At 40.2% G+C, this 15801-nt stretch carries 10 protein-coding genes; 6 read left to right on the top strand and 4 right to left on the bottom strand.

Annotation, left to right across the window (positions count from 1 at the left end; all coding sequences use genetic code 11):
- Nucleotides 1–52 precede the first annotated feature (52 nt).
- Nucleotides 53–2653: a hypothetical protein gene (locus tag ED557_02345; GenBank protein RNC85634.1), complete on the bottom strand. Its 2601-nt coding sequence runs from the start codon at nt 2651–2653 to the stop codon at nt 53–55.
- 169 nt (nt 2654–2822) lie between these two features.
- Between ED557_02345 and ED557_02350 the strand changes: the two genes are divergently transcribed.
- Complete coding sequence (locus tag ED557_02350) at nt 2823–3236, top strand: Dabb family protein (protein ID RNC86146.1); 414 nt, start codon at nt 2823–2825, stop codon at nt 3234–3236.
- 112 nt (nt 3237–3348) lie between these two features.
- Here ED557_02350 and ED557_02355 read toward each other — a convergent pair whose 3' ends face one another.
- Nucleotides 3349–5640: a hypothetical protein gene (locus ED557_02355; GenBank protein RNC85635.1), complete on the bottom strand. Its 2292-nt coding sequence runs from the start codon at nt 5638–5640 to the stop codon at nt 3349–3351.
- A gap of 146 nt (nt 5641–5786) precedes the next feature.
- Here ED557_02355 and ED557_02360 point away from each other — a divergent pair, with 146 nt between their 5' ends.
- From ED557_02360 to ED557_02370, 3 genes are all read left to right on the top strand, one after another.
- Nucleotides 5787–6743: a pyridoxal-phosphate dependent enzyme gene (locus tag ED557_02360; GenBank protein RNC85636.1), complete on the top strand. Its 957-nt coding sequence runs from the start codon at nt 5787–5789 to the stop codon at nt 6741–6743.
- A 109-nt stretch (nt 6744–6852) separates the two neighbouring features.
- Complete coding sequence (locus ED557_02365) at nt 6853–8745, top strand: DUF3520 domain-containing protein (GenBank protein ID RNC85637.1); 1893 nt, start codon at nt 6853–6855, stop codon at nt 8743–8745.
- 121 nt (nt 8746–8866) lie between these two features.
- Nucleotides 8867–10393, top strand: coding sequence for a VWA domain-containing protein (locus ED557_02370; protein RNC85638.1), 1527 nt, complete (start codon nt 8867–8869; stop codon nt 10391–10393).
- 48 nt (nt 10394–10441) lie between these two features.
- Here the strand turns inward: ED557_02370 and bglX are convergent, their stop codons facing one another.
- Both bglX and ED557_02380 read right to left on the bottom strand, forming a co-directional pair.
- Entirely contained in the window at nt 10442–12745 is a 2304-nt protein-coding gene (gene bglX, locus ED557_02375; protein ID RNC85639.1) for a beta-glucosidase BglX, read from the bottom strand.
- A gap of 164 nt (nt 12746–12909) precedes the next feature.
- Nucleotides 12910–13857, bottom strand: coding sequence for a DUF2911 domain-containing protein (locus tag ED557_02380; protein RNC85640.1), 948 nt, complete (start codon nt 13855–13857; stop codon nt 12910–12912).
- A 114-nt stretch (nt 13858–13971) separates the two neighbouring features.
- Here ED557_02380 and ED557_02385 point away from each other — a divergent pair, with 114 nt between their 5' ends.
- Both ED557_02385 and ED557_02390 read left to right on the top strand, forming a co-directional pair.
- Nucleotides 13972–14994, top strand: coding sequence for a hypothetical protein (locus ED557_02385; protein ID RNC85641.1), 1023 nt, complete (start codon nt 13972–13974; stop codon nt 14992–14994).
- A gap of 2 nt (nt 14995–14996) precedes the next feature.
- Nucleotides 14997–15800, top strand: coding sequence for a hypothetical protein (locus ED557_02390; protein ID RNC85642.1), 804 nt, complete (start codon nt 14997–14999; stop codon nt 15798–15800).
- Nucleotide 15801 lies beyond the last annotated feature (1 nt).

Raw genomic sequence — 15801 nt, forward strand, 5'->3', positions numbered from 1 at the left:
AAAAAGCCCATCCGGTAAACCAAATGGGCTTCTTATTAATTTTCTCTTTCTACTAAAAACCTGGCACCAGCATAACGGCATTTTGTACCAATCGCGCTGGGCCTACCCAGAACATCCGGTATTGGGTATTATCGAGCAGGATAACCACCTGCCCTTGCCCCATATCCTGAACAGCGGCAAAAGCTTTTCCTGCAGCGTTCTTTTTATTCTCAGCAGATGAATACCCTGAAGCCAGTACTTCTTTTGGATCATCGAGATAGTACCCTACTGTATGGAAAGATGGATCAGGTTTAATCCCGTCCGTTCTGAATTTTAAAGAATACAGTTTGTCAGACATTCCAAATGCAAGAGGATGTGAATTATCTACCTTAGCTTTAAACGCCGATCCAGGAATGCGTCGCAAACCCGTTGAATCTTCACGGTCCATATATCGGGTGTAGGCAGCAGGATCAATCTTTTCGTCATCTTTATCCTCTTCTTCTTCAAATAATTCCATAGAAGAAATACCAGATTGCCCACTAGTAAGCCATGATCCACTGGATTCAGTACCAATGAGTGTTCCTCCGTTTCTAACCCAGGCTTTTAACTGTTCCCTGGTATTTTCACTCATTACTCCATTAAGCCCGAAGCCTCCTGGCATCAAAATAACATCATATTCATTCAGTCTAAGGTTCCCTCCCATTCGGTCAGAACGGATTCTGGAAATTCCAAACTCAGTCCATCTGTCAAATAAGAACCAAAGCTGACCAGTGGTATATGAATTGAATCCTGCATCCATCAGCAAGCCAACTTTTGGCTCGGCGATCGGTCTCATACTAGGAGAGCCCAAATCGCTGCCTTCGTCCATCCTACCTGTATTGAAGCCCTTAATTTCTACCTGAGCAGATTCTGCAATTTTCCTCATATCTGCATGAATCGAGGAACTTTTATGACGATTCCTCCCCATAAGCACTACTAATGATCCACGTGAGTAATCGACACCATCTTTAGTAAAACCTTTAAGTGAAGAGCGAACTTTATAGCCATGATCCCATAACCTTGCCAATGCTTTGGGTGCGTGTCGCTGATTCCAATCTACAACATAAGCGTAGGTGGCATTACCTCCACTCACTCCATTTGGAGAATCCAATTGAGCGTCTACATTTGAAGTTGATACCCCTACATTTGATGTAGTCCATGCTGCATCTAAATTATAAGCCAGCGGAATCGACCAGGTACTCATATCGTACATCACTGAGTCTTTGATATCCAACTGCCTTCTGAAAAGTGTGTTTATAAATAAATGCGCCGGTTGATCTGTTTTAATAATGAAATCACCTGCTTCAAACCTTTTGGAAGAACTTGTTCCATCCCAATAGCTGTAAGCATTTCGAACGGTAAAAGCTTCGTCAGCTTGCTCAACCTGAACACCTTGTTTTAGCATCAGATTTACTACATCATAAGTATAATCATTAGGATTATTTTCAAGGATATAAGCTTTGGTGTTTCCTTTTTGGGCTGATTGAGACCGCGCATTTCTAAAGTATTCTAGTAAAGCTTCTCTATTATCAACAGAGGTTTTTACGACAGATACTCCGTTTTTGTAGTGATCAAATACCCGCTGACGAAGTGTAAGTACGTAGCCATCATTAGTTTCTACAGCACGACCTCCCATACTGTGTCCACCTTGCTCTGCAAGCATTCCAATTCCTCCCATAATGCTCGGATAAGAAGAGCCATATCCGGGATAAAAGAAATCAAATCGCTCACGTGTTTCAAAATTTACATTCGCTTTATCAAACTCTTCGATAGCTCCTCTTCCAAATACATCTGCCCAATACTCGTAATCTTCAGGAAGCTCATGGTTTCTCGGAGTTGTACCTGGCATCGTGAAATAGTTATTGTTAAAACCTTGCTCATGAAAGTCTAAGTGTACTTGAGGCATCCATTGCTGGTATACCTTTATTCTTCCAGCTGATTCAGGATGTATCAACCAAACCCAATCTCTATTTAAATCAAACCAATAGTGATTAGTCCTACCTCCAGGCCATATTTCATCATGTTCCAGATCTTCATAATTAGTATTGAGGATATTTGCCTGGCTGGATTTATACCAGTACACATATCGATCACGACCGTCCGGGTTAAGCATTGGGTCAATGATAACCACTGAATTTTCCAACCAGTTTTGGGTTTCTGAATCCATACTGGCAACAAGCCTGTAAGCCGTTTGCATTGCTGCCTCACTACTTGATGGTTCGTTTCCATGTACATTATAACTCAACCATACTACAACCGGCTCCTCTCCTATATCAACCGAACCAGGGCTATTAGCGATTTGCAGATTTTGTTGTTGAATTTCATCCAACCTACTATGATTCCCTTCTGATGAAATGACGGCGTAATTAAGAGATCTGTTTTCGTAAGTTCTTCCATATTCATGAAAGCTAATTTTGTTTGATGAATTGGCAAGTACCTCAAAATACTCCATCACCTTATGATGGAAGGTGTATTCTTCACCCAGTTCATACCCTAAGAATTCCGATGGAGTCGGAATTGAAGAATCATAGGTTATTTCCGGATCAAACTGGAAACGTTTGATTTCTTCTTGAAATTGAGCTGTAACAGATGTGCTAATAAGCAAAGCAAAGCCCAGCAAAGATAATTTTTTCATGATGTAGTTAGTTTGAAGTTCAGGCTTGAGGCTAGCAAAAAATCCGGTAAAATGGAGTAAATAATTGCCAAGAAATATGGTATCGTTAAGCGGTCGTAGGAACCATGGCTCTTTGTCCGGTAGAGTTGACAAAGAAATACATAAACTTGTACTCACTAATCACTCAAAAATGAAAACTATCTATTTAGCCTTATTCGCAATTGTTCTGATTTTTACTGGATGCCAGAGCGCTCCGAAAACAACACTAGAACTGGTTACTCCGGAAAATAAATCGGGACAAGTTGTTCATCATGTCTTTTTTTGGCTAGCCAACCCCGATTCAGAAACTGACAAAGAACAATTAATCGAAGGCCTTAACACCTTAAGAGAAATCGAAGAAGTAAAGGAACTGTTGATTGGAACACCTGCATCAACGTTGGAGCGAGAGGTTGTTGATAATAGCTTTCATGTTTCTGAATTGATGTATTTCGAGAATGTGGAGGCTCAGGATGCTTACCAAGAGCATCCAATTCATAAGGAATTTGTTGAGAATTACAGCCATCTATGGGAAAGAGTGGTTGTATATGATATGATTGTGGAGTGAGATTTTGCTTCGAGTTTGAAATTACCCACCCCTCAATCCCCTCCAGTGGAGGGGATTGAGGGGTGGGTAAGTATGAGTCAATTATTCTAGTTTTCAGATGGAATGACAAGCACTAAAAAGCGAAGGTGTGGTTGTACTTAATCAGAATAGAGCCGTTTTCCACAAAGGGAAGATTAGGTAATCCCATCTGTCTTTGTTCTGTATTTACCGTTTCGTTGAGTACAATCCAAAAATCTCGTCCCTCACTGAAATTATAACGGAAACGCAGGTTTGCCCCGGCCAACTCTTCTACATTACTGTATTGAACAAAAGTACTTAGTGTGGCTTTTTTATTGAATGCATATTGAGCTCGGAATTGCCCCAGATGAGACGTGAATTCCGTAATGCTTCTATTTATTGTTACATCTCCTGTACTGGTATTCTGTTCAACACTGGAAGGAAAATCCAAATGGGTTAATCGGTAACTACCACCTATTTCCAGTTTTCTGGAAGCAAAAAATCGTGGATTAATACTGAATTCCTGCAACGTCCCATCGTAAAAAGTCCCAAAAACTGCATCGACTCCTCCTGCAATTTTCCAGGCCTCCGAAAACTCATAGCTTAATTCTAAAGCATTTGTAGAATAGGAATTAGCAGGTATGGTAATTCTATCCAGTACATCGAAGTCATCTCCGACTGGAATAACCTCTTTGTCACTACTTACTTCAATATCGAAACTGCCGATTAGTTTAAAATTAGTAGACCATCTAAAGCTGGTAAATCTCGATTCAAGTCCGTTTTCGAAATCTAATAAAGAATGATCATCATTAAAGAAACGACCGAAATAGGCAAATCGGAAACTATGCCGCTGTACTATCGACTCTTCACTTGCAAACCATCCGTAACCTAGTCTTGCAAATTTTTGAGAGATCCCACCCAAACGTACAAAACCAAGTTCAGGATCATAATTGTCCCCTATCCTCGTAAAAGTTGCCTGGTAGTTAATTCCTGTGTTGGTCGATCTTCGAACAGAAAGCCGATACGTGCTTAAATCTTGAGGCTTATCTTGAAACGATACGCTGTCCTCATCATCAGATGAAAAAGCACCACGGGCTTCAAAAAATGTTTCTTTACCCAAGTCCAATTCTGTATCTAACCCAAACACAAAATTAGTATGCCCATCTGTATTAACACGGGTAGTGGCAATTCCTCCCACAAAAGACCGCTCATTTAGCACCTGCTGTTTCAGACGAACTACGCCAAAATTCTCCGAAGCCAATGATGAAGTTTTCGCTGTTTGAAGATTAATTACACCAACATCCAGATTCCCAACTCTACCAGTAACCCTGCCACCACCTAGAATCCTAACCGGGTTACCATCATCATCTAATCCAATACGTCGGCTATAGAAAACCCTGTCTCTACCAAACGAAAAATCGAACAATCCAGCACGTTGTTGGAAAAACTGTCTCTTTTCTGGGAAAAAGAGGCTGAACCGAGAGAGATTTAACTGTTGATCATCCGCCTCAACCTGAGCAAAATCAGTATTAACCGTCAAATCTGCGGTAAGGTTACTGGTAAGGTTATATTTCAAATCAAAACCCAACTCACGGGTAAGGTCATCCTCGTAACCGTATGCACTGGAATCAACTGAAAGTTCATTTTGACGAGCTACCCCTGTAAGTCCATATGGAGTAAAATAGACAGGATTCTTTGAGTTAACTCCATTCAATCTGACATCTTGAGCCTGGGAAGGTTTTGCATTGCCCAGGTTCCAGTTAGGGGGAATCGCAGGGTATATATGGCGCTCATTAATTGCAGCAAGCCATCTATAAACAATGATGCCCATTTCTGTTTCTCCAGAGGCATCTACCTGAACACCTATACTAGAAAAAGGAACCCGAATCTCAGCAAACCACCCTTCTTCTGATTTTGAGGTTTCTGCATCCCAAAAAGTATTCCAGCTGCTATTAATCGCATTTCTGCCTCCGCTAAAATCTGCGTCATTTGAAACAGCAAAATCAAAACGAACGCCATCAGGATTAATAAAAAACCAGGTAGCGTTTTGATTGTCATTAAAGCCATCGATGATTATTGCAAATACATCATCACTACTGTACTGATCCCGCACTAGTGAATTGGTAACTATAGTACCCGGATCTTTTGTATACAGCTCACCCATTACATATACATAATTTTCATCATAGGCTACTTTAAACCTGGTAACTTCGTTCATCTTCCCTTTATACACTGGTTCGTACTGAACAGGATTTAAATAAGGCACAGATTCCCACGCAGGTTCATCGGCTACGCCGTCAAGTATTATCGGAGTTGAAATTTTTGTAAGTGTAACTTTTTCCTGAGCAAACAAAATATTTCCAAAAAAGAGCAGAAATATGGGAAGAGCTATGATTTTGTTAGGCAATACGTTCTCCAAGATTTTAGTCGCCAAACTTAGAGCTTTTAGAAAGCCAAATGGTAGTATGATTTTCTAATTTTTACACCTTTACTTTTTTTAAAAAGCCAAGTGTTTAAAAGAGAATCTCCTTATTTTTGCCAAACTCTTTTTTCATGATTGATCTACTTGCACGCCCTACTTTAAAAGATGTACAAAAAGCCCACGAGGTAATTAAACCTCATGCCCATATAACCCCTGTATTGTCCAACCTACATGTAAATAAAAGGGTAAATGCCGAAGTTTTCTTCAAGTGTGAAAACTTCCAAAAGGTTGGAGCCTTCAAGTTTAGAGGAGCTTGTAACGCAGTGCTTACATTATCTGATACAGAAGCTAAACAAGGAGTTGCTACCCATTCTTCTGGTAACCATGCCCAGGCATTAGCTCTTGCAGCAAAAATTAAAGGGATTCCAGCCTATGTAGTTATGCCGGAAAATGCTCCAAAGGTAAAAGTAGAAGCTGTTCAAAACTATGGCGCAGAAATTACTTTCTGTGAATCTAACCTGGAGAGTAGAGAATCCACTCTTATTGAAGTTGTCGAAAAAACAGGAGCAACAATCATCCATCCCTATAATGATGCCCGAATAGTGGCTGGTCAGGGTACGGCAGCGCTAGAATTGTTAGAAGCTCACCCTGATCTTGAAATCATTTTAACTCCCGTAGGTGGTGGTGGATTGTTATCCGGGACAGCATTAGCTGCAAAATCACTTAACAGTAGTATTAAAGTTATTGGAACTGAGCCTGAACAAGCAGATGATGCCTATAAGTCTTTTAAAGCAAAAGAACTGATTCCTGCTTACAGTACTAACACTATTGCAGATGGTCTTCGTACCTCATTGGGCGAACTCCCTTTTTCTATAATCAAAGAGAAGGTGGATGATATTGTTACCGTATCTGAAACATCTATCATAGAAGCAATGCGATATATCTGGGAGCGAATGAATATAATTATCGAGCCTTCATGTGCTGTTCCTGTCGCTGCAATATTTGATAAAAAAGTAGAGATAGAGGGTAAAAAAATCGGAATTATTATCACGGGTGGTAATGTCGATCTTGACAACTTACCCTGGTAAAAGAAATATCCTGCTCTTTCATTCGTCATAATAGCTGACTCATCTGATATTGGGGTAGATAGTCTGCTTGTGCTGCCTTTATATCTCGAACTATAAAAGAGGTGTTATTATGAATTTCGTAATCGCTACCATTTTCTTCGTTCTATTCCCTTTTGTTGAACAAGTACAGGAAACAACATCAACCGAGGTAATTACTTCATCCGTTTTTGGAAAAGTGATTGATGTTGAATCTAAAAATTCGATTGTAGGTGCCAATGTTTATATCAAAAAATTAAATGTTGGAACTTCCACCGATAGAAATGGAGAATTTGAATTAATCGCATCAGCTGGTACTCACACTCTTGAAGTACAGTTTATAGGGTATGAGACCCATTCCCGCCAAATATCGATTGGAGATACTGATGTTACCAATCTTGTTATTGAACTAGAGCACGCGACAATTGAAGGACAGGAAGTAGTCGTTAGTGCCTACTCCCAAACTCCCCGGAGGGCACTTACAGGCTCAATAATTTCCTTGGATGAGGAAAAAGCAGGTAATCCCGGTAGAGGATATTACCCAGCTTATGGTAATACCGAAGAATATGATCAGATCTCAGAAAACCTCTTTAACTGGACTCAAAGAACTCCACTTTCCACATTTTCTATTGATGTTGACGGAGCTTCATACTCCAATGTGAGGCGCTTGCTCACTGATGGCTATCTCCCTCCGGCGGGTGCTGTCCGTGTAGAAGAAATGATCAACTATTTCAACTACGATTATCCAGAGCCTAAAAAAAATACTCCCTTCTCTGTAAGCACTGAAGTAGCTCCAGCTCCCTGGAATCCAAAACATCATCTGGTACAAATAGGAATACAAGGAAGAAAAACCCAAACCAAAGACCTCCCACCTAATAATCTTGTTTTCTTATTGGATGTATCAGGCTCAATGAGTTCTCACAATAAACTTCCACTTTTGAAAAAGGCCTTTAAACTTTTAGTGAATGAGCTTAGAGAAGAGGACTATGTCTCCATTGTTGTATATGCAGGAAGCTCGGGAATGGTACTTCCTCCTACTTCAGGCTATGAGAAGGCGAAAATACTCAGAGCTCTGGAACGGCTTGAATCAGGAGGAGCAACTGCAGGAGCGGCAGGGATTAAATTGGCCTATGATGTTGCTAAACAAAACTTCCGCAAGAATGCCAATAACAGGGTAATACTGGCTACAGATGGTGATTTCAATGTAGGCACTTCAAGAGATAATGACCTTATCGAACTCATTGAAGACAAGAGAGATGATGGCATTTTTCTTTCTGTTCTTGGGTTTGGAACCGGGAACCTTAAGGATTCAAAAATGGAAAAGATTGCCAACCATGGCAATGGCAACTATTACTACATAGATAATCTCCTGGAAGCTAAGAAGGTGCTGGTATCAGAAATGGGAGGAATGCTTCTTACTATTGCCAAGGATGTGAAAATCCAGGTTGAATTCAATCCTCAAAATGTTCAGGCTTATCGATTAATAGGATATGAAAACAGATTATTAGCCGATGAGGACTTTAACAACGATAAAAAAGACGCTGGTGAACTAGGTTCAGGACATACTGTTACTGCCCTTTATGAAATAGTACCTATGGGCGTAGAACTGGATAAAAACTTAACTGAAGTAGACCCATTGAAATATCAAACCCCCTCCAGGCCTAGCATCGATTTTTCTGAAGAGCTTATGACAGTAAAACTCCGCTACAAACACCCCAGCGGAAGTACCAGCATGCTAATATCAAATACTGTTGAGAAGAACCAAATAAAAGAGGAGCTATCTGAGAATCTATCTTTTGCCGCTTCTGTAGCAACATTTGGTATGATTCTTAGTCATTCAAAGTTCAAGGGCAATGCTTCTTTCGAGATGGTGAACCAACTTGCAAGAGACGGTCGTGGCAATGATGACCAGGGCTATCGCTCTGAATTTATAAAACTGGCTCAACTCGCCGACCTGCTTTGGCAGGGTAATTCCAGTAAAGATTGATTTGCTGAGTCATTCCCGCGTAGGCGGGAATGACTTTTAACCAAACTGGTGATCCAGCTCAATCAGGAACAAAAGCTCTACGTGTAAGTTGCATTGGTATCTCTTTCACAATTCAACTACTATGAAACACTCTCTTCTGCTTCTTGTCCTGGTACTATTCTCAGCTTGTTCAGGACCCTACTACACTACCTCAAGTTATCACCAGAATTCAACACATCAAGCCGGAGAAGTATACGACCAAATTGTCGAGAATGAATTTAGAACTGTTTCAGAGCACCCTTTGTCTACATTTTCTATTGATGTAGATGGAGCTTCATATGCTAATGTAAGACGAATTCTCAGGGCTGGGTATCTACCTCCCAGAGATGCTGTTCGTATCGAAGAACTTATTAATTATTTCAATTACTCCTACCCTGAGCCTGCTGAAGGGGCACCGGTTTCTTTAAGCTCTGAAATTGCACCAGCTCCCTGGAATCCCAGGCATCACCTTATTCAAATAGGAATACAAGGAGAACATATTAAAACCGATAAATTACCTCCTAATAACCTGGTTTTTCTTATTGATGTTTCCGGTTCTATGAGAGATGAAGATAAGCTTCCTTTATTAAAGCAAGGACTGAAATTGTTAGTAAATGAACTCGAGGAAGATGATTTTATTTCCATTGTAGTCTACTCGGGAAGATCAGGGGTAGTACTAAACCCAACTCCTGGAAATGAAAAGGATAAAATCCTCAAGAAAATAAACAAACTCCGAGCAAGTGGATTCACAGCAGGGTCTAAAGGAATAAAAGAAGCCTATAAGCTAGCTAAGAAGCATTTCAATGAAGATGCAAATAATAGAGTTATCATGGCTACGGATGGGGATTTTAATGTGGGTATATCCAGTGATGAAGATCTTGTAGCTTTAATTGAAAGCGAAAGAGATCACGGAATTTTCTTATCAATGCTTGGTTTCGGAACCGGGAACCTGAAGGATTCAAAAATGGAGAAAATAGCCAACCATGGAAACGGTAATTACTACTACATAGATAATTTACTGGAAGCAAAGAAAGTATTGATTTCCGAAATGGAGGGGACTCTTCACACTATTGCCAAAGATGTCAAGATTCAAATAGAGTTTAATCCTCAAAATGTCCATGCTTACCGTCTTGTAGGATATGAGAACAGGTTACTTGCCGATGATGAATTCAATGATGATAAAAGAGATGCAGGAGAACTAGGTGTTGGTCAAACGGTAACCGCTCTTTATGAAGTAATCCCTGTCGGAGTCGAATCTCCAGGTGTGTTACCTGTAGACCCACTGAAGTATCAACCTAAAGAAAGTATTAGCTCAACTCATTCTGATGAAATAATGACGGTCAAAATCCGCTATAAAGAACCGGATGGTGATGTAAGTGAGTTGGTTACGGGGATTCTCAAAAGGGACGAAATAAAAGAAACTCTTTCAGAAAACTTATCCTTTGCAGCATCATTGGCCTCTTTTGGAATGTTGCTCCGGGATTCGAAATTCAAAGGAGCCTCTTCTTTTGAATTAGTGGATGAGCTTGCCCGAAATGGTAAAGGAGTGGACCCCAATGGCTATCGTGCCGAGTTTATAAAACTCGCTGAATTAGCAGAGTTACTATGGCAGGGTAACTCTAAAAACTAGATTGAGTCATTCCCATGAAGGTAGGAATGACCCCTAGATAAAAATTTATCAGTTTCTGGTAAGTTCTAATTCAAGCCCCTGAAGCTCATCAGAATTGGTGCCTACCATAATGCTAAACATCCCTGGCTCAACCTTAAATTTTTCGTCCGCTCCATAGAATGCGAGTGTTTCCCAGTCAATGGTAAAAGTGATCGTTTTTGTTTCTCCCGCATCCAGCATCACTTTATCAAAGCCCTTTAGTTCTTTCATTGGGCGCATTGCACTTGCATAGTGGTCGCGAATATACATTTGAACTACTTCTTCACCAGCTACATCACCTGTATTAGTCACGTTAACAGATACTTCTACTTCTTCATCCATAGACATCGAATTTGCAGAGAGCTCGAAATTAGTGTATTCAAAGGTTGTATAACTCAATCCATATCCAAATGAGAATTGAGGGCTATTTACTTCGTCATTAAAATGACTCCAGAAAACTGCTCCGTCATCTCCGGGACCGGTACTTGGCCTACCTGGATTTCTAAAGTTATAGTAGATAGGAATTTGACCGAGCGCTCTTGGTATAGTCATTGGTAGTTTTCCAGAAGGATTATAATCCCCAAATAGTACATCAGCTATTGCATTTCCTGCCTCTGTTCCAAGGTGCCAGGTATTTAATAATGTATGAGATCCTTCATACAAATCTGGTTCGATCATTGGCCGACCAGCCATTAATACCACTACAATGTTATCATTAACTGCTTTTAGCTCTTTGAACAGCTCTAGCTGCCGCCCCTTAAGGCTTATATCCGTTAAGCTTCTTCCCTCTCCAGATTGTAAACCTTCCTCACCAACAGCCATTACCACGATATCAGCTCTTCGAGCATTTTCAATAGCCGATGCAAAGCCCGAACCATCATCTTCAGGATAAACTAACGCTCGCGCGAAAGACCCATTGTCTCTTGCTAAGGTGTAACCTTCGTCATAAGTCACCTCCACATTTGAGCCAACGGCATTTTGGATACCTTCTAGCAATGAAACGGCCGAATCTGATTCCCCTCTTCCTCGCCAGTTACCCAGCGGAGTATCTTTATCGGCTGCAAGGTTTCCAATAACAGCAATCCGTGAGGTGGTTTTAGATAAAGGAAGAATTTGATTGTCATTCTTTAGTAGCACAATGGATCTTTTTGCAACATCCCTGGCTATGGCCCTGTGCTCATCGGTATAGGTAACACGCGCTTCCCTTTCACTGTTAGAATATTTATATGGATCATCGAAAAGTCCCAGGTGGAATTTCATCCTCAATACTCTTCGAACAGCTTCATCCAGTATTTCCGTATCAACTTCCCCTGATTCTACTAACTCAAACAGGTGGCGTTGATAAGCTTCTGATTCCATATCCATGTCATTACCACTAGTTATTGCATGGTAAGCCGATTGTTTCAAATCTTTCGAGTATCCATGATTGATCATCTGTCGGATTGAACCCCAATCTGAAATGATAAATCCTCCAAAGCCCCAGGTCTCTTTCAAAATGGTTCGCTGGAGATAATAATCGCCATTAGCCGGTATTCCATTTAGATCATTAAAGGAGTTCATTACAGAACCTATCCCAGCCTTAGCAAGTGCTTCAAATGGTGGGAGCACAATGTTATGTAAGGTATTTCTTCCAAAATCAACGGTATTATAATCTCTACCTGCTTCTGAAAACCCATATCCAGCGAAATGCTTAGCTGTGGCCATTATTGAGTTATAGCTCGATAAATCATCCGTTTGGAAGCCATGCATCCTAGCCAGGGCTATTTGGGTGCCCAAGTATGGGTCCTCTCCAGCTCCTTCCATAACACGCCCCCAACGAGGATCTCTACCAACATCTACCATAGGAGCAAAGGTCCAATTAATTCCTGCACCAGAAGCTTCGATAGCAGCAGTTCTTGCAGATAGTTCTATAGCATCCAGATCCCAGCTGGCTGATTCTCCAAGTGGAATTGGAAAAATCGTTTTGTAACCGTGAATAACGTCAAAGCCAAAAATTAGAGGTATCCCCAATCTGCTGTTCTCAACTGCCAGCTTTTGAGCTTCATAGGTAGCTTCAGCTCCAACTACATTTAGCATAGAACCTACGCCCCCATTCATGAGCAGTCTTGCTCGTTCAGCAACGTAATCATTGTCTTCAGGAATAGGCCCGGTGACATCCCAGCTCCCATTATGTTGGTTTAACTGACCAACCTTTTCCTGTAATGTCATCAGAGCTAATACACTATCAACTTTTTGTTCAATGACAGGGTCAATTAGTTTATTCTGTGCATTAGCTGAAATGGAAAGGGTTACTAGTAAGGTACATGTAAGTGAGAGAGTTTTTTTGATGAACATTATTCTTCTATAAATAGTTAGGAAATTTATTTTCAGGGTTAAAATAACAACCTGAGTTTGAGAAAGTAGGTTAGTTATTGGTTATTCGTTATTAGTGGATAACGAATAACCAATAACAATTAACTAAACGTTTTTCATCTCGAACTCAGGTTGGCAAAAAAGTACTACTCTTCCAAATCTTCAGCTCTTTGCCGAAGTACTCTGGCTGAGCGTTCATCCGCCATATCAGCAGCTTTTAGATATGCAGACCTAGCACGTTCTATGTCGTTTGCTTCTTCATATATTTCGGCTGCTGAGTAATGAGACCTCCAATTGTCAGTCCAGGTACTTGTCAGTTCTTCTGCAGCTTCTAAACCCTTTTCTTGGTCTCCATTAACGACGTACATTTTTCCTAGCAATCCAAGGGTCTGTACATTTCTTTCTCTTTGAGCAGCTCTTTCTGCCCATTCTAATCCTTTATCTGTTCTATAATCGTTATTCAACGTATAGGTAGCCCCTTGTACCCACCCTTGCCATCCGAAAGCCGGAAGAGTTCGAAATTGTTTTTCAATATGGGCAAAGGTTGTTTCCATTGGTATTTCAACTATGAACGGAATTTTTCGGTGTGCCCACTTCAAAGAGATTTCTACAGAATTAGATGTATAGTCACTAAAAGAAAACTTCATCCATTCATATTTACTATCCATTTCCTCAGCAGGAACAGTGATTCTAAGCGCATCCTCAGATTCATCATAGAAAAAACTCCCCCATGCTTCATTGAAGTTCGAGAATATAATCACCCATTCTTCCTCACCAGGAATAGTATGCATTCCATAAGTACCTGCTTTTAGCTCTTCTCCATTGATTAAGACATCATCCGTTACAGTGAACAATGTGTTCTCATTTGCACCTGTCCTCCAAACACGGTCAAACGGAACTAAGCCTCCCCAAATTTCTCGATCTTTTATACCTACTGAACTGTACTCAAGAGTAATAGTTGTATACCCAATAGTTATACTTCTTGATTCTTTTGGGCTTGATCTGGGCAATTCCAGGGAAACAGGAAGCTGCGCATAGCTAATCATCGTGCAAAAAAAGAGTAATAATGTTGGAGTAAAAAGAAATTTTTTCATAATTCTAGGTGAGATTTAATTGAGCGCTTAATCTAACTAATCTTTTTCTAATTACATCTCATTTGAAACAAAGATTGGTACTAACTCGTCTCCCTTAAAAATTTTTTTTTGACTATGGCACAACAGGGAAAATTCCGAAAATCGAAAAAGTCTGATGACTTTAATCTCGATAACTATCTAGAGGAACAATCAGAAGAAGCATATCCTACCGAAGAGCAAGAAGGCTTTAACGAAGAGTCCTCCTCTTTCTTTAGAAATATCATACTAGTTGGTGCCGTAGCGGTAGCCTCTTTCCTCTGGTATTTCGATTGGAGCCCAAGTAATGCTTACAACTTCTTTTTTGCTGAAGAAGCTACCACACAACAGACAGCTGGTGGTATAAATATTGACATCCCCCCTATTAATATCGATATCCCTGAGATCAATGTAGAAGTAGATATTCCTGAGTTTAATTTTGATGAAGTAGATCAAGGAGGTCAGGCAGCACCGCTTAATATGAGTTTTACAGATTATATGGCTGCATTAAACGACAGGGGCTATTTGGATAACTTTGGAAGTTCATCGCTGTCTACCATGTATCAAAATAATGTACCAATAGAGTACATTGATGAATTAGGTCAGGCGGGTGTACTTGATAACTTCGGAGGAACCTCTATCACGACTTTATTCACTAATAATGTTCCTACTGAGTATATCAATCAACTTCAGGCATATGGAGTTCTTGATAATTTCGGTGGTACTTCTATTTCTACATTATATGAAAACAGGGTTCCCACCGAATATATAATACGATTGAGACAGGCCGGAATGCTGGATAATTTCGGTGGCACTTCCATCTCTACATTGTACGGTAATAATGTTCCATTTGAATATCTACAGGCTTTAAATGAAGCAGGTGTGTTGGATGAATTCGGTGGAACCTCAATTTCTACTCTATATACCAACCAGGTTCCTACCTCTTATATCACTCAGCTTTCAGAAAGTGGCCTTATGGATAATTTTGGTAGTACCTCTATTTCAAGGTTGTATAGTAACAATGTGCCCATTTCCTTTATCCAGGGACTTGAGGATCGGGGCTTACTAGATAACATGTCTTCACAATCAGTAATTGATGCTTATAGAATCGATGGAGAGTAATTATGGAACGAGATCAGGAATTTAGATATAACAGAAATGACGACTTCAACCTCGATGATTATATAGATGAAAAATCGAGAGAAGGATATAAACCGGAGCCCCCAAAGCAAAAATCAAATTGGTTAAGAAATGCAATGGTACTCACAGGTTTTGGGGCACTTTCACTACTTTATTTTAATGACTGGAGTCCCCGACAAGTATATGCAAACATTTTTGGGTTAAATGATCCTCAAATTACTGTTATACAGGCTCCGCCGGGACCTGGTGATGCAATTATTATAAATGGCGTTCCTGGAGAAGATATCGTCATAGATCTTTCAGATTTGGAGAATTCACTTGCCAACTTAGAAGGACTTGAAGGTCTTGAAAATCTTGAAGGCTTAGAAAGTCTGGAAAACCTGGAAGCTTTTGAGGCTTTCGAAGCATTCGAGGCCTTTGAAGCTTTCGAAGCATTTGGTGATTTGGAAAATTTTGAAAGCGCAGAGGAGCTTCAAGAATTCGCGATTAATACTGCTAGAGAAGCATTAGCCGGATTGCAAGAATCAGGTCAATTCGGAGATGATGTTAATTCACAAATAGCAGATGCGATGGAAGAGTTAGCCATTGCAAGAGAAAAAGTTGGTTTTGCCGCCTATACCATCGAAATTAATCAACTTGGAATTAGCGATATACTAGACGAAGCTACAATAGAAAAAGTGTATGAGTCTAATGTACCCGCTTCTTTTCTAAAAAAATTGAATGATGATGGTTTACTAACTAATGCCACATCTGAATCCATCATAAAATCCTACCAAGAGGATCAATAAC

It is taken from the genome of Balneola sp. (assembly GCA_003712055.1).
Classification (GTDB): Bacteria; Bacteroidota; Rhodothermia; order Balneolales; family Balneolaceae; genus RHLJ01.